Raw genomic sequence first — 22,297 nt, forward strand, 5'->3', positions numbered from 1 at the left:
GCATACGCCAGGAAAGGCCGAGATGCATGACAACCACCCGCGAAGTCATCGCGGCGGATGACGCGACCCTCATCGGGAGATCGCTGCACGAGCCGGAGATCTTCGCCGTCCTGTTCGACCGGCACGCGCCGCTTCTGCACCGCTACGTGACCAGGCGACTGGGTCCCGGCGAGGCGGAGGACGTCGTGGCCGACACCTTTCTGGCCGCCTTCCAGAGCCGGGCCGACTACGACCGGGGCCGCCCCGACGCCCGGCCGTGGCTGTACGGCATCGCCTCGAACATGATCGGCAGACGCCGCCGTGCCGAGGCCGCCCTCTACCGCGCGTACCTGCGCAGCGGGATTCACCCGGGGGAGACAGCGGGCGCGCAGGTGGAGGACGGCGTCAACACCCTGGCCGTCAACCGCCCGCTGGCGCGGGCCCTGCTGCGGCTCAAACGGGCCGACCGCGACGTGCTGCTGCTCGTCGCCTGGGCCGGCCTCACCTACCAGGAGGTCGCCGACGCGCTCGGCATCCCTCCCGGCACCGTCGCCTCGCGGCTCAACCGCGCCCGCGCCCAGATCCGGCAGTCGCTACCAGAAGGAGAACAATCATGAAGGTGCTCGACGGCATGTGGCGGGACGTCCCGGTGGCCTCCTCCGAGGACCTCACCGGGGCGAGACGGCGGCTGATGGACGGGATGCACGCCCGGCGGCGGGTCGTCACCGCCCCTCGGCTGCTGGTCGCGGCCGGCGTCGTGGCGGCGGCCGTCGCCACACCGCTGGTCGCCGGCGGCGGGACCCCGGCGTACGCGGTGACCGAGAACCCCGACGGCACGATCACGGTGGCCCTCGACGAGATGCGCGACCCCGAGGGACTGCAGGCCGATCTGCTGGCGGCCGGCGTCACGGCCGACGTGTCGTTCCTGGCGCCGCACACGCGGTGCGCGGATCCCCGGTTCGAGGGCGTGGATCCCTCCTACGGGTCGCCGGGCCACACGGAGGCGCAGATGCGGGCGGGTGTGGAACGGTGGCGCTCGTTCGAGGCGACCCAGGTGGTCGACGTCCGTGAGATCAGGATCCGTCCGGAGTTCATCCGGCCGGGCGAGACGCTCGTCCTGGAGTTCCGCGACAACCAGAACGCGCAGCGGCCCTGGAGACTCGGCGCCTGGCTGGCCAGAGCGGGCTCACCCGTGAAACCGTGCACGCCCGTCCCTGACGCCGGCTGAGCCCTTCCGCAGGCGGAAGGCCTCAGCCGGCAGGGGAGTCAGCTCATGTCGTCGTCGGTGACGAGGAGCCGGGTGAAGCCGCCGCCGATCGTCGCGTTGACCGGCACCGAGGCGACCACCTGGTAGGACTGCGGCGCGGACGCCACCGCGGTGTCGCCGTTGACCGGCACCTGGAAGGACGCCTCCAGGGACCTGGCCGGGATGACGACCTCCTGCGCCGCGGAGGCGACCACCGGGGTGGCCCCGGTCGCGATCGTCTGGATCTGGACCGTCACCGGCGTCCTGCTCTGCTCCGAGAGCCGCACCGTCATCAGGGCCGTGCCCGGGCCGTCGCCCTCGTCCACCGTGGTGCCCTCCACCGACACCTGCGGCAGCCTGTCGGTACGGGCCTCGCCCGCGGCCATGGTGGTGAACGCGAGGTCGGCGAGGTAGACGGCGCCCTTCTGGCTCGCGCCCGAGATCCGGATCTCGCTGATCTGCTGCGGCTTGACGCCGGTGAACGCGCTCAGCGGGACGCGGACCGTGCGCAGCCAGGTCTTGGGCAGCGGCGAGGCCGTGCCGGGGAACGGCGTGAGCGCGTCGCTCACCTCCGACACCTTGAACGTCCGCGACGCGCCCCTCTTGTCGACGACCTCGACCGCGAGGTCCACCTCGCCGGTCGCCGTCTCGTCCCGGGCCGCGCGGAAGGTCAGCGCGTCGTAGCGGGAGACGTTCTGGTCGGGCTTGTCCAGCGGCACGGTCACCGCGCCCGTCGGGTCACTCCAGGAGAACCGCAGCACCGGAGTCGAGGCGACGTTTCCGGCGTACGTCGCGGGCGTCCAGGACGGCGCCTGCGAGGTGGTCAGCGCGGACGCGCAGGACGGCAGGCCGCTCTGCGGCGAGCGGTCGAGCATCCCCGCGCAGACGACCGCGGTGGCCGCCCCGGAGACCTGGGTGGACGGCGACGGCGACGTGAATGCGGCCACGTCGAGGCGCCCGCCCGCGGGCGCCTGGGCGACGGTGTGGACGACCGCCCGCCCGGCCGAGGGGGTGGTGCCGCCGCTGCCGTCGAAGAGCGGCAGCAGGCCCTGCTCGCCGCCCTGCACGAGCCGGAAGAACCCGGCGATGTACGCGGTGCCGACGGCGTACTGCTCGGCGGCGGTCAGCCGCGACGGCGCGGAGCCGCCGCAGACGGGGTCGTTGCGGTTCGACCAGTCGTCGGACGCGGGCGCGTGCGCCACGCCCGGGGTCCACTCGGTGTTGAAGAAGTTGTGGTCGGCGCCCATGACCATCAGCGAGGCGCGGAAGGCCGGGTCGCTGTCCACGGCGTACCGGGAGTCGTCGTAGAAGTGCTGGCCCTGCTGGTTGGAGACGTCCCCGTCGCAGTACGGCAGGATGACGGCCATCGGCGTGCCGGGCAGGGTCGCCCGCGCGAAGTCCGTCGGCGCGAGCGGGAGCACCGCCCTGATCCCGTACGGCTTCGCCCGGCCCGCGTTCATCAGCGCGGCCTTGACGACGCCCTCACCGCCCCGCGAGTGGCCCATCAGGCCGACATCGGACATGTCGAGGCGGTCCTCGAAGAGGCTCACCAGCTTCGCGTCGCCCACGCCCTTGGCCGCGTCGGCGAGCAGGTCGAGGTGCCGCATGACGACCTCGCCCCGGGCCAGCGCGCCCCGGTCCTCGCTGTAGGGGTTGTCGGCGGCGTTGACGCCGTTGGCGCTGACCGACACCACGGCGTACCCCTGACTGGCGAGCACGTCCGCGGGACCGTCGTATCCCTGGTAGCTGGCGATGGGCTGCTGCCCCGCCGGGCAGGGCCACTGGGTGTTGGACGTCGCCCGGGTCGCAGGGTTGTAGCAGGCCGAGTGGCGGCCGTGCAGGAAGACGACCAGCGGGCGCCTGCCGGGGGCGCCTTCGGGCAGGTAGACCTTCGCCCGGATCTCGGCCTGGCGGCCGCCGAGCCCCTCCAGCGTGATGGCGGTGTCGCCGAGGTCGTACTCGTCGTGGCTCACGGCGTACGGACCGGGCGCGGCCGGGTCGACGGGCACGGGGACCGGCTTGCCGTGTGTCCTGGTGGGAGAACCGGCGGGTGACGGGGCGGCCCTGCCGACGGCCGACCCGGTGACCCTGGGCACCTCGCCGTTCCAGGCCACGTCCACGGAGGACGCCGTGGCGACGGCGGGGTCGGGGGTGACGACGGTCAGCGTCATGCCGTCGGGCGACTCCTCGGCCGGGCCGAGCGACCGGCCGTCCGCCGCGAGTTCGGGAACGGCGTCGCGGACCGGCAGCGGCCTGTTCAGGCGGAGGGTGACCCGGTGGCCGCCGCCGACGGGTTCGACGGTCCAGGTGCCGTCGTCGCCGGCCGAGCCGGCCGAGGCGGGTGGCCCGGCGTGCGCGGGACCCGGGAGGAGCGAGGTGGACAGGGTCACGGCCGTGACGGCCGCGGCGAGCGCCTTGGTCCAGGCGCGCACAGGGGAGTGCATTGGATCCCTTTTCAAGTGCAATGCCCCAAGAATGACGATCATGTGAGTTACATGAGGGAATCTTGAGGTTTGTGGGGCTTACATCACGAATGAGATCGCTGTAGGTCACATGTGCTGATTCCTACCGGTTTCTCCCGGGTTAACGATCTCTCACAGGCGCGGCACGCCCACCGCTCCCAGAACGGGTTACCGACCAGTAGCATGGGACTCCGGCAGCTACCGACTAGTAGGAGCGAACCCGTGCCTGCGTCCCGTGAAGTCGTCTTCGTCGACGGCGTTCGGACGCCTTTCGGCAAGGCGGGCCCGAAGGGCCTGTACGCCGAGACGCGTGCCGACGACCTGGTAGTCCGCGTCATCCGCGAGCTGATGCGGCGCAACCCCGGCCTCCCCCCGGAGCGGGTGGACGAGGTGGCCATCGCGGCCACCACCCAGATCGGCGACCAGGGCCTGACCATCGGCAGGTCCGCGGCGGTGCTCGCCGGGCTGCCGAAGTCGGTCCCCGGCTACGCCGTCGACCGCATGTGCGCCGGCGCCATGACCGCCGTGACCACGGTCGCGGGCGGCATCTCCTTCGGCGCGTACGACGTGGCCATCGCGGGCGGCGTCGAGCACATGGGCCGCCACCCCATGGGCGAGGGCGTCGACCCCAACCCCCGGTTCCTGTCCGAGCGGCTCGTCGACGGCTCGGCGCTGGTCATGGGCATGACCGCGGAGAACCTGCACGACCGCTATCCGTCCATCGGCAAGGAGCGCGCCGACGCCTTCGCCGTCGCCTCGCAGGAGAAGGTCGCCAAGGCGTACGCCGACGGCAGGATCCAGCGCGACCTCGTGCCGGTGGCCACCCGCAAGGCCGCCGAGGGCTGGGGCCTCGCCACCGCGGACGAGGGGCCGCGCCCCGGCACGACGCTGGAGGGCATCCGCGGCCTCAAGACGCCCTTCCGCTCGCACGGAAGGGTCACCGCGGGCAACTCCTCCGGTCTCAACGACGGCGCGACCGGCTGCATCGTGGCCGCCCAGGAGGTGGCCGAGGAGCTGGGCCTGACCCCGCGCATGCGCCTCGTGTCGTACGCCTTCGCCGGCGTCGACCCCGAGGTGATGGGCGTCGGGCCGATCCCCTCCACCGAGCGCGCGCTGCGCCTGGCCGGGCTGTCGATCGGCGACATCGGCCTGTTCGAGATCAACGAGGCGTTCGCCGTACAGGTGCTGGCCTTCCTGGAGCACTTCGGCATCGCCGACGACGACCCGCGGGTCAACCCGTACGGCGGCGCGATCGCGTTCGGCCACCCGCTCGCGTCGTCGGGCGTGCGGCTGATGATCCAGCTCTCGCGCGAGTTCGCCGAGCGGCCCGACGTCCGCTACGGGATCACCACGATGTGCGTCGGCATGGGCATGGGCGGCACCGTCATCTGGGAGAACCTCGCATGAGCACGATCGAGACCTGGAAGGCCCTCCTGGAGGGCAGGAACGCCGACGAGGTCGTGACCAAGGCGCTCGTGCGCGACGTCGAGCTTCCGTACGGCGCGGGCACGATGGCGCTGATCACTCTCGACAACGGGCACGACCACACCAAGCCGAACACCTTCGGCCCGCACGGCCTGCTCTCGCTGGACGACGCGCTCGACGGGATCGCCGCGCGCAGCGACGTCGCGGCGGTCGGCGTCGTGGGCAAGCCGTTCATCTTCGCCGTCGGCGCCGACCTCAAGGGCGCGGCGGAGGTGTCCGCCCGGGAGGAGGCCGTCGCGATCGGGGCGCTCGGCCACCACGTGTTCCGCCGCCTGGGCGAGCTGGCCGTGCCGTCGTTCGCATTCGTCAACGGCGCGGCGATGGGCGGCGGGCTGGAGATCGCCCTGCACTGCACCTACCGCACCGTGTCGTCCGGGGTCCCGGCGATCGCGCTGCCGGAGTGCTTCCTCGGACTGGTGCCCGGGTGGGGCGGCACCCAGCTCCTCCCCCGGCTGATCGGCCCGGAGAAGGCGCTGAAGCTGATCATCGAGAACCCGCTGTCGCAGAACCGCATGATCAAGGGCCGCGACGCGTACGCCCTCGGGATCGCCGACGCGATGTTCGAGCCCGCCGACTTCCTGGAGGAGTCGCTGCGATGGGCCGCCCAGGTGCTGCGCGACGAGGTGACCGTGGAGCGCCCCGACCACACCGCCGGCGACTGGACACCGGTGATCGACCAGGCCAGGACCCTCGTCGATCTCAAGCTGCGGGGCGCCTCCCCCGCGCCGTACCGGGCTCTCGACCTGGTCGCCCTGGCGCGTACGGCGTCGCGTGACGAGGGCTTCGCTGCCGAGGACGAGGCGCTGGCCGATCTGCTCATGGGCGACGAACTGCGCGCCGGGCTGTACGCCTTCGACCTCGTGCAGCGGCGGGCCAAGCGCCCGGCCGGCGCGCCCGACAGGTCGCTCGCCCGCCCGGCCACCAAGGTCGGCGTGGTCGGCGCCGGGCTGATGGCCTCGCAGCTCGCGCTGCTGTTCGCCCGCCGCCTGGAGGTCCCGGTCGTGCTGACCGACCTCGACCAGGCCCGCCTCGACAAGGGCGTCGGATACGTCCACGGCGAGGTGGACAAGCTGCTGGCCAAGGGCCGGATCTCCGCCGACCAGGCCAACCGGCTCAAGGGCCTGGTGACCGGGTCGCTGACCAAGGACGCCTTCGCCGACGCCGACTTCGTGATCGAGGCGGTGTTCGAGGACCTCGCGGTGAAGCAGAAGGTGTTCGCCGAGGTGGAGGAGGTCGTCTCGGAGACCTGCGTGCTGGCGACCAACACCTCCTCGCTGTCGGTCACCGGCATGGCGGCGGGCCTGCGCCACCCCGAGCGGGTGGTCGGCTTCCACTTCTTCAACCCGGTCGCCGTGCTGCCGCTGCTGGAGATCGTCCGGGGCGCGGCCACCGACGATGCGACGCTCGCGACGGCCTTCGCGGTAGGCAAGACGCTGAAGAAGTCGTGCGTGCTGGTCAAGGACGCGCCCGCGTTCGTCGTCAACCGGCTGCTGACCCGCTTCATGGGCGAGGTCACGGCCGCGGCCGACGAGGGCACCCCGCTGGAGACCGCCGACCACGCGCTGGACTCGCTCGGCCTGCCGATGACGCCGTTCGCGTTGCTCCAGCTCGTCGGCCCGGCCGTCGCGCTGCACGTGGCCGAGACCATGCACGCGGCGTTCCCGGACCGCTTCGGCGTGTCGGAGAACCTCGCCAAGCTGGTCGCGGCGGGCAAGCCGGGCCTCTACGGCCCCGACTTCCAGATCGACCCGGAGGTTCGGGCGCTGTTCGAGGGCGGCTCGTCCCCCTCGACCGCATCCCCCTCGACCACGGACGAGGTGCGGCTGCGCGCCCTGCGGGCCCTCGCCCAGGAGATCAGGCTGATGCTCGACGAGGGCGTGGTCGCCGCGCCCCAGGACATCGACCTGTGCATGCTCCTCGGCGCCGGCTGGCCGTTCCACACCGGCGGTATCACGCCGTACCTGGACCGTACGGGCATCTCCGAGGAGGTCACCGGCTCCCGCTTCCTGGAGCCTGGCGTGGCCTCAGTACCGGCCTGAACCGCGCTGGTCTTACTGCGCTGGTCTCACTGCGCTGGTCTTACTGCGCGGGCACGGGGCCGGGGCGACGACGACTCGCCGTCCCGGCCCTGCCGGTGTCCCGCCTCTACACCCGCAGTCGGGTGGTGCGGGGGTTGCGGTAGGTGAAGGCCCAGCGGTCGTCGCCGATCTTGCGGCGGGTGTAGCGGGCCGGGTGGCGGTAGCGGTCGCGGTTGTGGAACTGGCACGCCGGTCCCAGCAGCTTGAGGTCGGTCAAGCCGCCGCTGCACCAGTCCTCGGCGTGGTCCATCTGGCACATCGTGGCCGGCAGCGGGCAGCCGTCCACCCAGCAGGTCGCATACCGGGCGAAGACCGCCCGCCGCTGGGCCGGGGTGGCCAGGCGGACCTTGCGGCCCATGTCCAGCACCTGCCCACCGGCGTCCATCACGATCCGCACCAACGTGCTGGTACGGGCCAGCCGGTGCACGCGGGAGACGGGCAGCAGGTGCCCGGTCGCCAGGATCAGCCCCGGCAAGCCCCGCAACCACACCCCCGGCGGACTGCCTCCCACCCCCGCCCATGCCTCGCCCCCTGGCCAGGCCCCGCGTCCCACCCGGGCATCTCCCCCCGGCCGGGCGCGGCCTCCCGGCCAGGTGCTCCCCTCCGCACCCGACGGCGCGTCGGAGCCCGCCCCCGGCATCCCGTTCGGCGTATCACCCGGCGCGAAGGCATGCCGGTAGTCCCCCGCCGGGCAGTCGCCGGCAGGGCAGTCCCCGCCTGGGCTTTCCCCAGTGTGGCTACCAGGAGGATCGCCGTACTCGGGCGGCGGATCAGCGGCGGAGTCGGCGGCGGAGGGCTCGCCGGTGGCGTCGGCCGCGTCGGCGGAGGTCGCGCTGGCGCAGGTCGCGGCAGCGCGGGTCGCGTAGGCGTCAGGACCAGGAACGGGGTCGTCGCCTGAGCCGGGCTCAGGGCCAGCATCGTCACCCGGGTCTGCGTCCAAGAGGCCCGTGTCCAAGGAGCTGGCGTCCGACTGGCCGGTCTCTGAGGGATGGGCGCCCGAAGGGTCGGTGCCCGAAGGGCCGGGGTCAGGGCCTGGGCCGGTGCCGGAGCAGTCGGGACCAGAGCCGTCACTCGGGTCGGTGCCTGCCGGGTCGCTGGTGGGGTCGTCGGCTGTGGGGTCGCCTGAGGGGTCGGTGCGCGAGGGGTCGCTGGTGGGATGGTCGGCAGAGGGGTCAGCTGTGGAATCGCCTGAGGGGGTGGTGCCTGCGGGGTCGGCGGCTCCGGGGTTGTCGGTTGGGGGGTCGTCGGGGAGGCTTTCGGCGTTGACCAGCACCAGGAGCTCGGCCGCGATCTTGTTGTCCAGGAACGCGATGACCGCGTCGGCGTTCCGCACGGTCGGGGTGCGGTCGTCGCCCTCGGCCTTGGGCTTGGCGTAGACGTCCAGCAGGTGCTGCAACCGGGCCGCGGCTTCCACCGGGAGGTAGAACTCTCCCTCCAGCCCGCCGTTCCTGCGCCGCCGCACCCGGAAGAACCGGCGGTCGAAGTCGGCCTGCTCGTCCTGCTCGTGGCCGTCGGGGTCCAGCACCGCCCGTAGATACCGCCCCGCCTTGGCCACCTCCGCCGCACCCGCCGAACCTGCCAACTCCAGCAAAATCCGCTCAGCGGTGGTCGCCTGATCGTCGGTCAACCCGGAGGTGGCGGTGCAGATCGCCTCCACGATCCCCTCCGCCAGGCTGCCTTCGGCGAACCGCTCACGCACCCGCGACAGACGACCCAACTCCATGCCCATCGTCACCAACCGACCCGCACCCGGGATCGTCATGCCCCCGACAGAGCGCAGCCACAACTTGGTGGAGGCATGCCCATGGTTCCTCGCCTCCCCAGCCCGGTGAACGCGCCCGACCCGGGCAGCCAGCGCGCTGGTGATGCGGTCGCGGGCCGACAGCAACTCCTCGGCCTCCGCCAGGCACACCTCCGCCGATTCAGGCACCGGCACCAGCGCCACTGCCCGGGCCGCCTCACCAACCGCCGCCACCGCCACCCACGACGACGACCCCGCACCGCAAGCACCACCAGAAGCAGCGCCACCAGGGATGCCACCGGACGCGCCACCGGCATCCCCCTCACTGCCCGCATCCTGACCTCGGCCCGCATCACCCCGGCCCGCATAGCCCCAGCCAGCGCCAGAGGCGCCGTCCGACGCACCACCGGGAACAGCACCAGGAGCGCCCGCCAAAGCGCCGCAGGAAACGCCAGCGGAATCGCCGCTGTCGGCACCCCGGACGCTGTCAGGACAAGCACCGTCGGAAGAGGCATCGCTTGCGGCCTCATCGCCGGTGCATCCAGTATCGGACGCGTTGCCGCCATGAGTCTCGAATACGCGGGCGAAGTTGGGCGATTCCGCCGAGTCGTCGAACCGGCTCGCGTGCTTCCGCGCCCTGGGCTCGACGATCGGAACGTATTCACGGGCTAGCGCACCCTCGGAAGACCAAAGGGGCGAGTTGACGGTGAGCCGCTCCCACCAGTCGCCATCACCAGTATCGTTCGAACGACGGAGGCGCTCAGGATCAGTATCGAACAGATCCATCACACCTCCCATAGGGATTCGAAAACCTGTATTAATTCTTCCACGCCCCAGCAGGCACGAACACCCTTGCGCCGGGATTTGTTGGAGCCACAGGCAGATTCCCGATTGCCCAGAATGTGACGCGTTCCGCATTCCCTCAGAACACATGTGTTCCCGCGAAATATCGCGAATGGCGGAGAAACGGTCAGATGCTCTATAGGGGCAGGTTGTACTACGCATGCGAAGGCCGCAGGCTGTGCGTGTTCGGCTACGGCGGCGACATCTGGGGCGACACGGCCCTCATCGAAAGGCACCTCGACGGCCTGTTCAACCTGCACGAGAAGTATGCCGACGTCGAGCGAGGCCTCGTCCCGGGCGAGGCCTCGTGCCGGGCGAGCAGACGCTGGACGACTGGCCTGGCGCATCCATGCCTTCGCCCTGATGGAGCGGATCACCGGAATCCGCCTGTCGTTCGAATTGCTACGGGAGAACGCGCTCTACCGCTTCTGGGTGTGGGGTGACCCACCTATCGGCTCGGACGACGGGCCCGCAGTCGTCGCCGGGGGGACCGCGAGGTGACCGCTCGCCCGAGATCCGCTCCTTGGCGGTTCCCGGGCGAGACGGCGCGGGCCCTCAGCCGGCCGCCTTGCGCTTCAGCAGCAGCTCGCGCGCCTGCAGGAACGGCGCCCGGAGGAAGGCCAGGTGATCCTCCTGCCCGTGCCGATGGCAGACCTGGCCGGGCCACAGGCGACGGCTGCGCTCGTCGATGTACGCGAGGGAGCCGTCGACGAGGTTCAGCATGTGGTCGATCGTGTCCGCGTCGGATCGCGCGTACTCCTCGCCCGTACGCACGTAGACCGGCGACGTGTGCGCCATGATCGGCCTGGCCCATACGTCGTGGTGGCGGGCGACTCCGGCGCCCGGCCCGTAGCAGCGCGCGGCGATCCAGCTGTCCTCTGTCACCGGCACGTCCGCGGTCAGTTCCAGCGTACGGCCGGGAGTCTCGACCCTCCGCTCGGCGACGACGTGGCCGTTGACCACGATCTCCAGCCGGTCGACGTCGAAGATCGACTCGACGCGGGCGCCGACGTGGACGGTGCCGCTCGCGGGCACGTGGGTCTCCTCACCCGGCTGACGGCCGTCGACGCCGAGCCACAGGAGCGGACCGCTGGTGGCGAAGGTCGCTCCCCGCCGGACGGCCCGGCACCAGCTCCAGTAGTCGAACTCCTCCTCGGCCGGCACCTGCGCGTACGTGCGGATGAGGCCGATCGGGACCTCGCTGCTCATCTTGTCGGTGCCGCCCACCAGGGTGATCCGGTAGCCCGCGTTGAGGTAGCGGTAGTACTCCTGGATGTTGTACGGGTCGTACGCGATCATCTCGACGGCGTCGAGCCGGCCGGTGGCGAGCAGCGCGGCCGCCTCGCCGTTGGGCACGGGGAAGTGCGCCAGCACGACGGTGCCGCCCTGCTCACGGCATTCGTCGGCCCAGTGGGACAGCGTGGTCTCCAGGCCGCCGCCGAGTTCCGACTCCTCCGCGCCGCCGGTGCACCACGGCATGATCGGGCGGCGCAGGCCGAGCAGGTTGATGTGGCCGAGCATGCCGCTGCGGTTCTCCTGGCCGGCGAACACGTGCGTGTGCCCGTCGTGCGAGGTGTGCGGGCGGCCGGTGAACTCCTCGGTGTTCGTGAACAGGTGCCCCCACTGGCTGAGCAGCAGGTTGGTCACCCGGACGTCCTCGCCGCGGGCCTCCAGCTCCGCGCCGAGGGTCGAGACGAAGTGCACGTGGGTGTCGCCGCTGTACCAGCCCTCCGCGGCCATGTCCGTCACCCTGGCCAGCGTCAGATCGAGTTCGGCCTGGTCCGGCCGGATGGTGACCGTCGTGCGCAGCGGCTCGTACTCGAACCCGCGAGCCGCCTCGACCGTGACCTCCCCCAGAGGCAGCCAGCCCTCGCAGGTGCCGTCGATGTAGGAGTACGTCGTGGTGCCGAGGCGGACGTCCCCACCGATGTCGAGGTTCCAGGTGTTGCCGTCGGAGTTGATGTGCCCGTGATGGCCGTGGGGAGGGTAGGGCACGCCGTCGGCGGACCGGAAGTGGATCCGGCAGGGGATCGGCTCACCTGTCGCCGCGTCCCTGACCGTGGTGCGCACCCAGGCCCGCCCGGCGTCGGGGACCCGCCAGGTGACCCCTCCGTCGCCGTGCCGCCCGGCGGCGAGCAGTTCGCCCCATCCGCAGGTGCTGATCACGGTCTCTCCGCGGGTGAGCGTCAGCCGCGCCGAGGGATTGGCCGCGACGCGTACGTAGCCCTGGCGGTGCTCCCCCTCCGGCGTCCCCCAGGCCGGCGTACCCTCGGCGGCCGCGTCGCCGGAGCCGGAGCCGGTCGTGCGGTAGACGTAGGTCGCCGAGCCCCGGTCGACGGTCACCGCCAGGTCCTCCGCGATCGGTCCCGCCGAGGGGTCCAGGTCGAGCAGGACGTCGCGCCACACCGTACGCCCGAAGGGGTCCTCGTCGAGGTCGCTGGTGGTCACCGCGCCGACGAGGATGGCCGGGCCCGCCGACCGGATCTCCAGCGCGCGGACCGTGCGGCCGGGCCGGGGGTTGCGGCAGGGCCACAGGTAGAACCGGTAGGGCAGGACGTACGGCGACCGCGCCTGCGGGTCGTCGATGTCGACGAACCGCGCCCCGGCGGCGTCGAAACGCCCGTGGGTGCGCGGCATCAGCCGGTGCTGGGCGTCGGGTACGGCCAGGAACGGAGTCTGCCCCCAGTCGAGCGGGATGGCGCGGTCGCTCCACAGCCTCGGCGTGGGCCCGATCTCCATGCGCTGACGCACCGGCAGCCGCTCGGTGCTCCCGTCGTCGTAGACGAGGGTGTAGTGGCCGCAGGTCCCGCCGACCGCCTGCCCGTCGAACAGGTCCGGGGACTCCAGGGCGTGGGCGACCACCAGCCAGGTGACCGCGCGGCCGACCGGGATGGTGACGGCCGCCGGGTGCGGACCGCCGACGCGGAGCAGGGCCGCACCGGCGTCCCGTTCGTCGCCGAAGAGGAACGGGAGGCCGTAGAGCGTACGCGTGCCGAGCGGATAGGAGTCGCCGTCGTCGAGGACCGAACGGGGCACGTTGAACACACCGGCGAGGTCGAGCGGACGGTAGCCCCGGCCCGCGGGTGGCGTGTCGTGATCAGGCATTTCCGGTGACAGGCTCTCTCCGCCCGGCGGGCGGCTCGTCGACGGACGTCTGGGCCAGCCCGGCGTACAGCCGGGGTGCGCGGGCCCGCAGGTACAGGGCCCTGGCCACGCCGGCCACGACGGCCGCCACGCCCAGACCGACGATCAGGAGGTTGGTGGCGGTGCCGGCGCCGGTCAGCAGCGGCAGGTTGCTCAGGACGAGGAAGAGCACCACGGCCAGGGCGGCGAAGCTGAGCCCGGGGGCGATCGTGGTACGGAAGATCCCGGCCTCGGGCGCCTCCCGGCGCAGGAAGCGGATGATCGCCAGGGAGCACAGCGCCCACAAGCAGATGATCCCGAGGAACCCCAGGGCGCTGCCCCACAGCAGCAGCCCCAGGTAGGGGTCGATCCCGAAGACCGCGAACACGACGATCGCCGCGGCCGCCAGCACGGTCTGCACGAGCCCCGCCGTCCACGGCGCCTTGGTACGCGGGTGGGTACGGCCCAGCGGGCGGGGCAGCAGACCCTCCCGTCCCATCGCGTAGAAGTAACGGTTGGCCGCGTTGTGCAGCGCGAGCAGCGCGGCGAACGCGCTGGTCAGCAACAGGATGTGCATCACCTCGGTGATCGGGGCGGGCACGTACCTGTCGAAGACGGCGACGACGAGGTTGACCGGGTCGGCCTCGGCCGCGGCCGCGATCTTGTCGACGCCGTACGCCATGACGACGACCCAGGTGATGAAGGCGTAGAAGACGGCGATGAACCCGACCGCGATGTAGGTCGCCCGGCGGACCGTGCGGATGCCGCCCCGCGCCTCCTCGCTGAAGATCGCGGTGGCCTCGAAGCCCATGAACGCCCCGGCGACCAGGGCGAACATCGCTCCGTTGCCCGGGTCGAACACCCTCGTGGGGGCGAACGACTCGGCGGACCAGTCCCCGGCGCCGCCCTTCACCAGGACGTAGACCGCCAGCACGACGAGCACGGCCGTCTCCAGCACCAGCAGCGCCCCGAGGATCCGGGCGCTGGTGTGGATGCCCCGGTAGCCGAGCCATCCCACGAAGACCAGGCCAACGATCGCGAACACCCACCACGGCACGTCGCGGTGGAAGTAGTTCTTGAACGTCTCGGTGGCGTAGACGCCGAGCGCGCCGTACGTGCTGATCTGCAGGGCGTTGTAGGCGACGATGGCGAGCATGGCCGCGCCCGACCCCGCCGGCTTGCCCAGCCCGCGCGAGACGGTGGCGTAGAAGGCCCCGGCGTTGCGGACGTACCGGCTCATGGTCATGAAACCGACGGCGAACAGCGCCATGACCACCCCGGCGACCAGGTAGCCGCCGGGGACGGCGGCGCCGCCCTTGAGGAAGTGCAGGGGGGCGACCGCGACGATGAGCGTCAGCGGCGCCAGCGCGGCGAGGACCGTGAAGACGAGGTCCTTGGTCCCCATGGCGTTGCCGGCCAGGGAGCCGACCTGGGAACCGGGGGCGTTCGCGGAGCTGTCGGGAGGACGACCGGGCATGGGAGGGGCTCCTTACTGCGGGCTGGAAGGAGAAGGCAGGTGGGGAGAGAAAGGCGGATGGGCCCCGAAGGCGGGAAGGAGGGGCTCAGCGGCTGACCGCGACGAAGACCTTCTCGCTCGGCTCCAGGGTGATCCAGTCACCGCGGAAGCCCTGGGGGATGTGGAACGACTCCCCCGGTCCGAACTCCTTGCGCCGGCCGGAGTCGTCCTGCACGGCCACGCGGCCCTTGAGGATGAAGCAGATCTCGTCGTAGGGCCAGGAGTCGAACCGTACGGCGCCGGGCTCGCCCGTCCAGTAACCGCCGGTGAACGCGCTCGCGGCGCCGCCGAAGACGCGGAACTCCGCCTCCGTCCACTCGGCGGACAGCACATGGTAGTCGCTCAGCGGGGGCACGAAGCGTTCGCCGTTGGCCGCGGAGACGACGCGGACGGCGTCGATGCCCACGGGGGTCTGTTCGTCGCTCACGATGCGGCTCCCTTGTGGTTCTCGAAGCGGCTGCGCAGGCCGAAGCGGCGCAGGACGTTGTGCGTGATGCGCTCGACGAAGGGGTCGCCGAGGCTGAGCACGTGTGACCACTCGGTGGTGCCGCCGTTGAAGACCTCGCCGTCCCCGCGGGTGAACGCCGCGATCATCCCGGCGCCGCGCATCTCCCCCTCGTGCACGTAGCCGGGCAGGTCGTCGCCGAGGTCCGCGTTGTAGTTGTAGACCTCCTCCTCCGGCCCGCCGATCGGCACCCGGCCGCCGAAGCGGTCCTCCTCCCCGCGTACGGCCGGCGCGAGGGCCAGGATCTCCAGCGTCTCGGGGGCGCCGTCCTCGAACGTCGGGTACGGCAGCCCGCGCCGGAACGTGTACTCGACCGAGTCGAGCTCGAAGGCCGCGAGGAAGTACGGGGGCCCGCCGAGCAGGTCGCCGTAGTAGAGGTCGGTCCCCTCCAGCGCCCAGTGGTGCGGCCGGTAGACCGTGAAGCCTCCGGACGAGCGGGGGGTGGCGACCCCGTAGCGGTTGTAGATCCCGCCGAGGCCGTTGAGCCCGATGGTGGTGGCGCCCGGCCGGCCGACCGACTTCGCCTCCCACACCGTGGTGGCGAGGTGCGGCGTCGTGGCGGCCTCGGGGTCCAGCGACGGCAGCCGGTAGCAGTACTGCGTGGTCCCGTCGTCGCCGAGCCGGACCTGCCACTGGTAGTTGCCGCCGAACCTGGCCAGGTTGCCGCCCGCGTCCACGAACGCGTCGACCGTGTCGCGCATCCGCCACGACCAGTACTCGTCGTGCCCCACGACGATCGCGCAGGAGTACCCGTCCAGCGCCTGGGGGTCGAAGTGCAGGTCGTGCTGGGTCAGATAGTCGATCTCGTACCCATGGCGCTCGGCCCACACCGCGAAGTGCCGCTCGTACGTCGCCCAGAACGCGTCGGCGTGGTGGCGGCTGTACCCGAACAGGCGCGCCCACTCGTACGACGGGTAACGGGGAGCGCCGTGCATCGGCAGCGTGCCGGGGTTGGCCTCCCGCGGCGCGCCCGCGGGCTTGCGGATCATTCCCCGGGCGATCGGACGCTGCGTCGAGGCCAGCGGCGACCCGTTGTCGGAACGCGGATCGTCGCCCAGTCCGCGGTAGTGGTTGGCGCCGCCCCAGTCGTTGTAGGCCAGCATCGTGCTGGTGGTCAGCACGAGCGCGGCCGGGGCACGCCGCCCGGCCGGGGCCTTGACGACGAAGAAGTGCTCGCGCTCCCACAGCTCGCCGGACGGCGTGACCGCGCGCACCGTGACGATGTGGAAGCCGCTCCGCCAGTCGTCCGGGATCTCCAGCTCCAGCCCCACCGGCCAGCCGCAGCCGGCGGCGTGGGCGTCGGCCGGCGCCTCGAACCAGCCCGCCGACAGCCCGCGCCGCGACCACACCACGCGGGGCTCCAGCCCGTCGCGGACCACCTCCAGGTCGAAGGACGGGACGTTCGCGCTGAGGTGGAAGCGGACGGTCTCCCCGGGGAAGTACGAGAACCGGTCGGTGTAACACCACACCTCGGCCGCGTCCGGAGTGGCGAACGCACGCTCCGAGGGCCAGCCCTTCGGGGACCAGGCGAAGGCGGCGGGAAGACCCGTCGCCGCGTTCGTGTCGCTCACCGCTCCTCCTTGAGTGCGAGCAGGCTGATCAGGTCGTACGCCACGTGGGAGGCCGCGACCGAGGTGATCTCGGCGTGGTCGTAGGCCGGGGCGACCTCGACCACGTCCGCGCCGACGATGTCGCACCCGGTCAGGCCGCGCAGGATCTCCAGCAGTTCCCGGCTGGTCAGGCCACCGGCCTCCGGGGTACCCGTGCCGGGCGCGTGGGCCGGGTCGAGCACGTCGATGTCGACCGAGACGTAGAGCGGGCGGCCGCCGATGCGCTCCCGCAGCGCGCCGGCCACCTCGTCCACGCCCCGGCGCATGACGTCGGCGCTGGTCACGATGCCGAAGCCGAGGCGCCGGTCGTCCTCCAGGTCCTTCTTGCCGTACAGCGGGCCGCGGGTGCCGACGTGGGAGACGGCCTCGGTGTCGAGGATGCCCTCCTCGACCGCCCGCCGGAACGGCGTGCCGTGCGTGTACTCGGCCCCGAAGTAGGTGTCCCAGGTGTCGAGGTGGGCGTCGAAGTGCAGCAGCGCGACCGGGCCGTGCCGCCGGGCGGCGGCACGCAGCAGCGGCAGCGCGATCGTGTGGTCGCCGCCGACCGTGACGAGCCGGGTGCCGCCCTCCATGAGCCCGGACGCCGCCTCGTCGATCGTCTCGACGGCCTCGTGGATGTCGAACGGGTTGCACGCGATGTCCCCCGCGTCGGCCACCTGCATCGCCGCGAACGGCGAGACGTCCAGGCCCGGGTGGTACGGCCGGAGCAGCCGGCTGGCCTCCCGGACGGCCGAAGGGCCGAACCGGGCGCCGGGGCGGTAGGAGACCCCGCTGTCGAACGGCACGCCCACCACCGCGACGTCCGCGTGGCCGACCTCGTCCAGGCGCGGCAGCCGCGCAAAGGTGGCCGGTCCGGCGAATCGCGGAACCCGGGACGAGTCGGTGGGCCCCCGGGGCACGGTCATACCCGATCCTTTCCCTCCACTGCGAAGCCCCAGGTCAGGGGCTATGGATCGGCAAGTCTGCAGGAGGAGCGAAGGGACCGGCAATTGGTGTGGCGACGGAAGATTGAGGATGGTTTGTGGACGGGCACAAACGCGGACGCGGCGCGGTCACCCCTGGTGACCGCGCCGCGTGGAGCCGAGGGTCAGCGCCTGAACAGACGTGGCGCCAGGTCGATGAGGTTCTTCTGCCACACGTCCCAGCCGTGCGGCCCGGGGGTCACCCCGTCGAACTCGTAGTGGATGCCGAGACCGTCCAAGGTAGGCAGGGACGCCATGAAGAACGGCTGCACGAAGTCGGTCTGGTCGCCGACGTACAGGCGCAGCATCCTGGTCCCCTTGTTGATCGCCTCCGCGTCGACGCCGTCGCCGCTGCCGAACCAGGCCGAGAACGCCGCGATGTAGGCGAACCGGCCCGGATACGCCTTGAGCACCCCGAGCGTCTGCACCCCGCCCATCGAGAGACCGGCCAGGGCCTGCTGCGACGGGTCGCCGGAGATGTTGTAGCGGGCCCGGGCCGCCGGAACGATGTTCTCCAGCAGCTCCTTGCCGAAGTCGGGCACGTTGCCGTTGCCCATCACGACCACCATCGGCACCAGCTTCCCGTCCAGGAACTCGTGGTCGAGGATCTGCTTGGCGCGTCCCATCTCCACCCAGTCCGTGTAGCTCTGGCCGCTGCCGTGCTGCAGGTAGAGGACGGGATACGGCTCCGCCCGGCCGGCGTCGTATCCGGGTGGGGTCCACACCAGCGCGGTCCGGTCCTGGTTCGCGACGGTGCTCGGATACGTCAGGCTCTCGATCTTTCCACCCCGGCCGGCGGGGACGTCCGACAGCAGGCGCGACCGCTCACCGGGGATGAGGAAGGTGCTCCAGTTCGGCTCGGTGGTCACCTTCGCCGGGTTCGACGTGTCCTTGACCGAGACCCCGTCCACGATCCACTGGTAGTAGTAGAACCACGGGTCCAGCGGACCGATGGTCGCCCGCCACCGGTCGCCGTCACGGGACATCGGGACGCGCAGCCAGCTCCCGCCGGGAGCGTCGTTGGCCCATACCGTGACGTGCTGGGCGTTCTTGAAGTCCGTCGTGGTCTCGAAGGTGACGAAGCCGTCCTTCGTCACGAACGGCGTCGGAGTCGTGCCGGGCCTCGGCGGGTGGAACTCGCCCTTCAGCCGCTCGTGACCGGCGCTCGGACCATGGTCCGGCGCCTTGCGGAACAGCCGCGGGAGGAAATCGATCAGGTTCTCCTGCCAGGCGGTCCAGTTCCCCCCGGCGTCGGGGTTGACCCCGTCGAACTCGTACCTGACACCGGCGCGGTCCAGCGCCTTCGTCAGGCGGACGGTGGCGTTGTAGGCGGGATCGGTCACGTTCCCGGTGTACAGGCGCAGCAGCTTGGCACCGGGGTTCGGCCCGGGACCGGGCCTGCCTCCGGCGATCTCCGTGAGGAGACCCGAGAACGAGCCGGCGTAGGCGAACTGGCCGGCACCGGTCAGGGCGGCGCGCAACGCCTGCGAGCCGCCCTCGGACACACCGGCGATCGCCTGGTGCTCCCGGTCGTGATGGACGCGGTAGGCGTCTCCGACGGCCTTGCGGAGGTCCTTGAGGTCCTTGTCGTCGTCCGGTCCGCGACCGTCGGCGATCACGACCACCATCGGCTCGATGGAACCGCCGGCCGACAGGTTGTCGAGGATCTGCCTGGCACGGCCGAGGTCGAGCCAGTCGGTGGCGCTCCTGTCCGGGCCGGACAGCAGGTAGAGCACCGGAAGCGGCTTGCCGCCCTTGGCCGGGTACCCGGGCGGGGTCCAGACCAGAGCCGACCGCTCCTGCGTCCCGGCCCGGTAGGTCAGGGTCCCGACCTTGCCGCCCCGCCCTTCGGGCGCGTCCGCCAGCAGGCGCGCCGAGTCGCCCGCGACGAGGAAGGTGCTCCACAGAGGCTTGGACGCCACGGTGGTGGCGTTCGTCGGGTCCTTGAGACTCTTGGTGATGTCACCCGTGACCTGGTAGTGGTACAAGCCCGGCTTGAGCGGGCCGAGGGCCCCCCACCAGACGTCGCCCCGGCGGGTCAGGCCGTACTCCGCCCAGGCGGAGGAGGGACCGAAGTTCCCCTCGACGGCCACCTCCGACACCGGGCCCACCTTGGCCTCGATGGAGGCCGCCGGGATGCTGATCGACAGGTAGCCGTCGTCCGAAACGTTCAGCCACGGCGTGTCCGCCGCCGCCGGCCCGGGCGTGAAGAGGGGCACGAGGGGCGCGACCAGGACCGCCGCGATCGCCACGACCCCGGCGGCGATCACCGCCGGAAGCCGGCGCGTCCCCCCGGGCCGCACGCCGCCGTGACGGAATAACGTCATCCCGAAACTCCTTGATTGCCGGCAGTGTTATCGATCACCTTTGCACCAAGTCAAGGTAATTGATAAACCGCCATATCGGTAGATCGTTCGGGATGTCGTTCCCCGTTGCTCACGGGGTCAGGAACGTGACGCGTTCTCCCGTCTCCGGCGTCTGACAGGCGACGGTGAGCGCGGCGCCGTGGGCGTCGTACCCGCCGATCAGCGGGCCGGGACAGCCGGACGCCACCGACGAGCGGAGTTGCGGCAGGGCCGCATGCCGGCCGCCGATAGCCTCTCGTGCGGACAAATCTGGAGGTCATGTGCCAGAACTATTCATGGGGCTCAGCCTGGGGCTGGGGGCGGGCGTCATGCCCGGGGCGCTGCTGACGCTCGTCATCACGGCCAGCCTGCGCGGCGGCTTCCGCGCGGGCGTGCGCCTGGCCTGCGTGCCGCTGCTGTCGGACCTGCCCGTGGTGCTGCTCGCCGTGACGGCCGTCGGGGCGCTGCCGGAGGCGCTGCTGCGCGTGCTGTCGGTGTGCGGTGGCCTCTACGTGGTCTATCTGGGCGTGGAGACGCTGCGCGAGGCCCGTACGGCGCTGCCGCCCCGGCCCGGCGAGGACGCGCCGTCCTCGGCGCGGGAGATCCTGCGCGGAGTGGTGGTGAACCTGCTCAACCCGCACCCCTGGCTGTTCTGGATCGCGGTGGGCTCGCCGGTGTTCGTCGCGGCCTGGGACCGGGCCCCGGCGTACGCGCTGGGCTTCACCGGGGCCTTCTACCTGGTCCTGGTCGGTTCCAAGGTGGCGCTGGCGGGGGCGGTGGGGGCCGGCAGGCACCGGCTGACCCCCCGCGGCTACCGCCTGCTGCTCGGCGCGAGCGGCGTGCTGCTGGCCGCCGTCGGCGTCGTGCTCATCGTCCGAGGGCTGGCTCCCCGGGCTTACTCCTAGGATTCGCCACCCGGCTCCGCCGGTATCCGTACAGGAAGTAGACGACCGTGCCCACGGCCATCCAGACGAAGAAGCGGATCCAGGTCTCCACCGGCAGGTTGAGCATCAGGTAGGCCGAGGCCAGCACCGAGGCGATCGGCACCAGCGGCACCAGCGGGGTGCGGAAGGAGCGCGGCAGGTCGGGACGGGTCCTGCGCAGGATCACCACCGCGACCGCGACGATCACGAACGCGAACAGCGTGCCGATGTTCACCAGCTCGGCGATCGCGCTGAGCGGGATCAGCGCCGCGAGCAGCGCGGTCACCACGCCGATGACGATGGTGATCCGGTACGGCGTGCGGAACCTGGGGTGGACCCGGGCGAGGGAGCGGGGCAGCAGGCTGTCGCGGCACATCGCGAACAGCACCCGGCTCTGGCCGAGCATGAGGGTCATCACGACCGTGGTGAGACCGGCGATGGCTCCGACACTGATCAGGGTCGCCATCCAGGACTGGCCCACCGACCGGAACGCGTCGGCGAGCGGGGCCGACTCGCTGAGCTCGGAGTAGTGCTGCATGCCGACGACCACGAGCGAGACCACCACGTAGAGGATCGTGCAGACGACGAGGGAGGCGATGATCCCGATGGGCAGGTCGCGCTGCGGGCGGCGGGTCTCCTCGGCGGCGGTCGCCACGACGTCGAAGCCGATGTAGGCGAAGAACACCAGCGCCGCGGCGGTGAAGACGCCGAAGACTCCGTAGGCGACCGGCTGCACGCCGAACAGCACCTGGATGAGGGGCGCCTTCAGCCCCTCGTCGGGAGGAAGCTGGTGCGCCGGCGGGACGAACGGCTGGTAGTTGCCCCCCTTGACGTAGAACAGCCCGGCGATGATCACGAGCAGCACCACGGCCAGCTTGATCGCCACCATGGCGCCGTTGAACCTGATCGACATCTTGATCCCGGCCACCAGCACCCCGGTCAGCAGGAGCACGATCACGGCTGCGGGGATGTTGAAGACGGCGTGGTCACCGGCGAGGGACGGCGGCAGATCGATGCCGAAGTTCTTCAGCAGCGAGGCGAAGTAGCCCGACCAGCCCGAGGCGACCACCGCCGCGCCGAGCGCCAGCTCCAGCATCAGGTCCCAGCCGATGATCCAGGCCGGGAACTCGCCGATCGTGGCGTACGCGTAGGTGTAGGCCGATCCGGCGACCGGGACCGTGGCGGCGAACTCGGCGTAACACAGGGCCGCGAGGGCGCACACCACCCCGGCGACCACGAAGGAGATCGCGACCGCCGGGCCGGCCGTGTTGCGCGCCGCGACGCCGGTCAGCACGAAGATGCCGGTGCCCACGATGACCCCGACGCCGAAGACCGTCAGGTCGAGGGCGCTCAGCGTGCGCCTGAGCCGGTGCTCGCCGCCCTCGGCGTCCTCGATGGACTGTTCTACCGGTTTCGTCCGGAAAACGTTCATCCGCAGGCTCCTCACGTCGATGACCTGCAGACTTCCCGGTCGGACCG

At 71.5% G+C, this 22,297-nt stretch carries 15 protein-coding genes; 5 read left to right on the forward strand and 10 right to left on the reverse strand.

What is annotated here, in order from left to right; all coding sequences use genetic code 11:
* Positions 1 to 26: 26 nt before the first annotated feature.
* Positions 27 to 596 carry an RNA polymerase sigma factor gene (locus HHX37_RS07540; RefSeq protein ID WP_182884926.1) on the forward strand — a complete coding sequence of 190 codons (570 nt, stop codon included), beginning with the start codon at positions 27 to 29 and terminating at the stop codon, positions 594 to 596.
* Positions 593 to 1,207: a hypothetical protein gene (locus HHX37_RS07545; protein WP_182884927.1), complete on the forward strand. Its 615-nt coding sequence runs from the start codon at positions 593 to 595 to the stop codon at positions 1,205 to 1,207. The genes HHX37_RS07540 and HHX37_RS07545 overlap by 4 nt, the downstream gene beginning before the upstream one ends.
* 38 nt (positions 1,208 to 1,245) lie before the next feature.
* Here the strand turns inward: HHX37_RS07545 and HHX37_RS07550 are convergent, their stop codons facing one another.
* Positions 1,246 to 3,669 (reverse strand): hypothetical protein, encoded by a 2,424-nt coding sequence (locus HHX37_RS07550; RefSeq protein ID WP_182884928.1) that lies wholly within the window; start codon positions 3,667 to 3,669, stop codon positions 1,246 to 1,248.
* A 201-nt stretch (positions 3,670 to 3,870) separates the two neighbouring features.
* Here HHX37_RS07550 and HHX37_RS07555 point away from each other — a divergent pair, with 201 nt between their 5' ends.
* Both HHX37_RS07555 and HHX37_RS07560 read left to right on the forward strand, forming a co-directional pair.
* Complete coding sequence (locus HHX37_RS07555) at positions 3,871 to 5,094, forward strand: thiolase family protein (protein ID WP_220498861.1); 1,224 nt, start codon at positions 3,871 to 3,873, stop codon at positions 5,092 to 5,094.
* Entirely contained in the window at positions 5,091 to 7,211 is a 2,121-nt protein-coding gene (locus HHX37_RS07560; RefSeq protein WP_182884929.1) for a 3-hydroxyacyl-CoA dehydrogenase NAD-binding domain-containing protein, read from the forward strand. Before HHX37_RS07555 ends, HHX37_RS07560 begins: the two co-directional genes overlap by 4 nt.
* A 106-nt stretch (positions 7,212 to 7,317) precedes the next feature.
* Here HHX37_RS07560 and HHX37_RS07565 read toward each other — a convergent pair whose 3' ends face one another.
* From HHX37_RS07565 to HHX37_RS07600, 8 genes are all read right to left on the reverse strand, one after another.
* Positions 7,318 to 9,225 carry an HNH endonuclease gene (locus HHX37_RS07565; RefSeq protein WP_182884930.1) on the reverse strand — a complete coding sequence of 636 codons (1,908 nt, stop codon included), beginning with the start codon at positions 9,223 to 9,225 and terminating at the stop codon, positions 7,318 to 7,320.
* A 1,164-nt stretch (positions 9,226 to 10,389) separates the two neighbouring features.
* Positions 10,390 to 12,939, reverse strand: coding sequence for a CehA/McbA family metallohydrolase (locus HHX37_RS07570; RefSeq protein ID WP_182884931.1), 2,550 nt, complete (start codon positions 12,937 to 12,939; stop codon positions 10,390 to 10,392).
* The gene (locus HHX37_RS07575; RefSeq protein WP_182880042.1) at positions 12,932 to 14,434 is read right to left on the reverse strand and encodes an APC family permease; all 1,503 of its coding nucleotides are present in this window, start codon (positions 14,432 to 14,434) and stop codon (positions 12,932 to 12,934) included. Before HHX37_RS07575 ends, HHX37_RS07570 begins: the two co-directional genes overlap by 8 nt.
* 85 nt (positions 14,435 to 14,519) lie before the next feature.
* Entirely contained in the window at positions 14,520 to 14,900 is a 381-nt protein-coding gene (locus HHX37_RS07580) for a cupin domain-containing protein (RefSeq protein WP_220502652.1), read from the reverse strand.
* Positions 14,897 to 16,549: a N,N-dimethylformamidase beta subunit family domain-containing protein gene (locus tag HHX37_RS07585; protein WP_182884932.1), complete on the reverse strand. Its 1,653-nt coding sequence runs from the start codon at positions 16,547 to 16,549 to the stop codon at positions 14,897 to 14,899. Before HHX37_RS07585 ends, HHX37_RS07580 begins: the two co-directional genes overlap by 4 nt.
* The gene (gene speB / locus HHX37_RS07590; protein WP_182884933.1) at positions 16,546 to 17,493 is read right to left on the reverse strand and encodes an agmatinase; all 948 of its coding nucleotides are present in this window, start codon (positions 17,491 to 17,493) and stop codon (positions 16,546 to 16,548) included. The genes HHX37_RS07585 and speB overlap by 4 nt, the downstream gene beginning before the upstream one ends.
* Positions 17,494 to 17,675: 182 nt before the next feature.
* Positions 17,676 to 19,877: an alpha/beta hydrolase gene (locus tag HHX37_RS07595; RefSeq protein ID WP_182884934.1), complete on the reverse strand. Its 2,202-nt coding sequence runs from the start codon at positions 19,875 to 19,877 to the stop codon at positions 17,676 to 17,678.
* A gap of 109 nt (positions 19,878 to 19,986) precedes the next feature.
* Positions 19,987 to 20,163, reverse strand: a complete 177-nt coding sequence (locus tag HHX37_RS07600; RefSeq protein WP_182884935.1) for a hypothetical protein — start codon at positions 20,161 to 20,163, stop codon at positions 19,987 to 19,989.
* A 13-nt stretch (positions 20,164 to 20,176) separates the two neighbouring features.
* Here HHX37_RS07600 and HHX37_RS07605 point away from each other — a divergent pair, with 13 nt between their 5' ends.
* Positions 20,177 to 20,800 carry a LysE family translocator gene (locus HHX37_RS07605; protein ID WP_182884936.1) on the forward strand — a complete coding sequence of 208 codons (624 nt, stop codon included), beginning with the start codon at positions 20,177 to 20,179 and terminating at the stop codon, positions 20,798 to 20,800.
* On the opposite strand, the gene HHX37_RS07610 is transcribed toward HHX37_RS07605, so the two are convergent.
* A complete protein-coding gene (locus HHX37_RS07610; RefSeq protein ID WP_310740295.1) occupies positions 20,763 to 22,250 on the reverse strand; it encodes an amino acid permease in 1,488 nt (495 codons plus the stop codon). The genes HHX37_RS07605 and HHX37_RS07610 overlap by 38 nt on opposite strands.
* Between the last annotated feature and the right edge of the window lie 47 nt (positions 22,251 to 22,297).

The sequence above is a fragment of the Microbispora sp. H10885 genome (assembly GCF_014161415.1).
GTDB lineage: Bacteria > Actinomycetota > Actinomycetes > Streptosporangiales > Streptosporangiaceae > Microbispora > Microbispora triticiradicis.

Excerpts from the sequence above, each read along its gene's own strand:
- HHX37_RS07540 (WP_182884926.1), top strand. The coding sequence starts at position 27 with ATGACAACCACCCGCGAAGTCATCGCGGCGGATGACGCGACCCTCATC.
- HHX37_RS07545 (WP_182884927.1), top strand. The coding sequence starts at position 593 with ATGAAGGTGCTCGACGGCATGTGGCGGGACGTCCCGGTGGCCTCCTCC.
- HHX37_RS07550 (WP_182884928.1), bottom strand. The coding sequence starts at position 3,669 with ATGCACTCCCCTGTGCGCGCCTGGACCAAGGCGCTCGCCGCGGCCGTC.
- HHX37_RS07555 (WP_220498861.1), top strand. The coding sequence starts at position 3,871 with ATGGGACTCCGGCAGCTACCGACTAGTAGGAGCGAACCCGTGCCTGCG.
- HHX37_RS07560 (WP_182884929.1), top strand. The coding sequence starts at position 5,091 with ATGAGCACGATCGAGACCTGGAAGGCCCTCCTGGAGGGCAGGAACGCC.
- HHX37_RS07570 (WP_182884931.1), bottom strand. The coding sequence starts at position 12,939 with ATGCCTGATCACGACACGCCACCCGCGGGCCGGGGCTACCGTCCGCTC.
- HHX37_RS07575 (WP_182880042.1), bottom strand. The coding sequence starts at position 14,434 with ATGCCCGGTCGTCCTCCCGACAGCTCCGCGAACGCCCCCGGTTCCCAG.
- speB (WP_182884933.1), bottom strand. The coding sequence starts at position 17,493 with ATGACCGTGCCCCGGGGGCCCACCGACTCGTCCCGGGTTCCGCGATTC.
- HHX37_RS07595 (WP_182884934.1), bottom strand. The coding sequence starts at position 19,877 with ATGACGTTATTCCGTCACGGCGGCGTGCGGCCCGGGGGGACGCGCCGG.
- HHX37_RS07610 (WP_310740295.1), bottom strand. The coding sequence starts at position 22,250 with ATGAACGTTTTCCGGACGAAACCGGTAGAACAGTCCATCGAGGACGCC.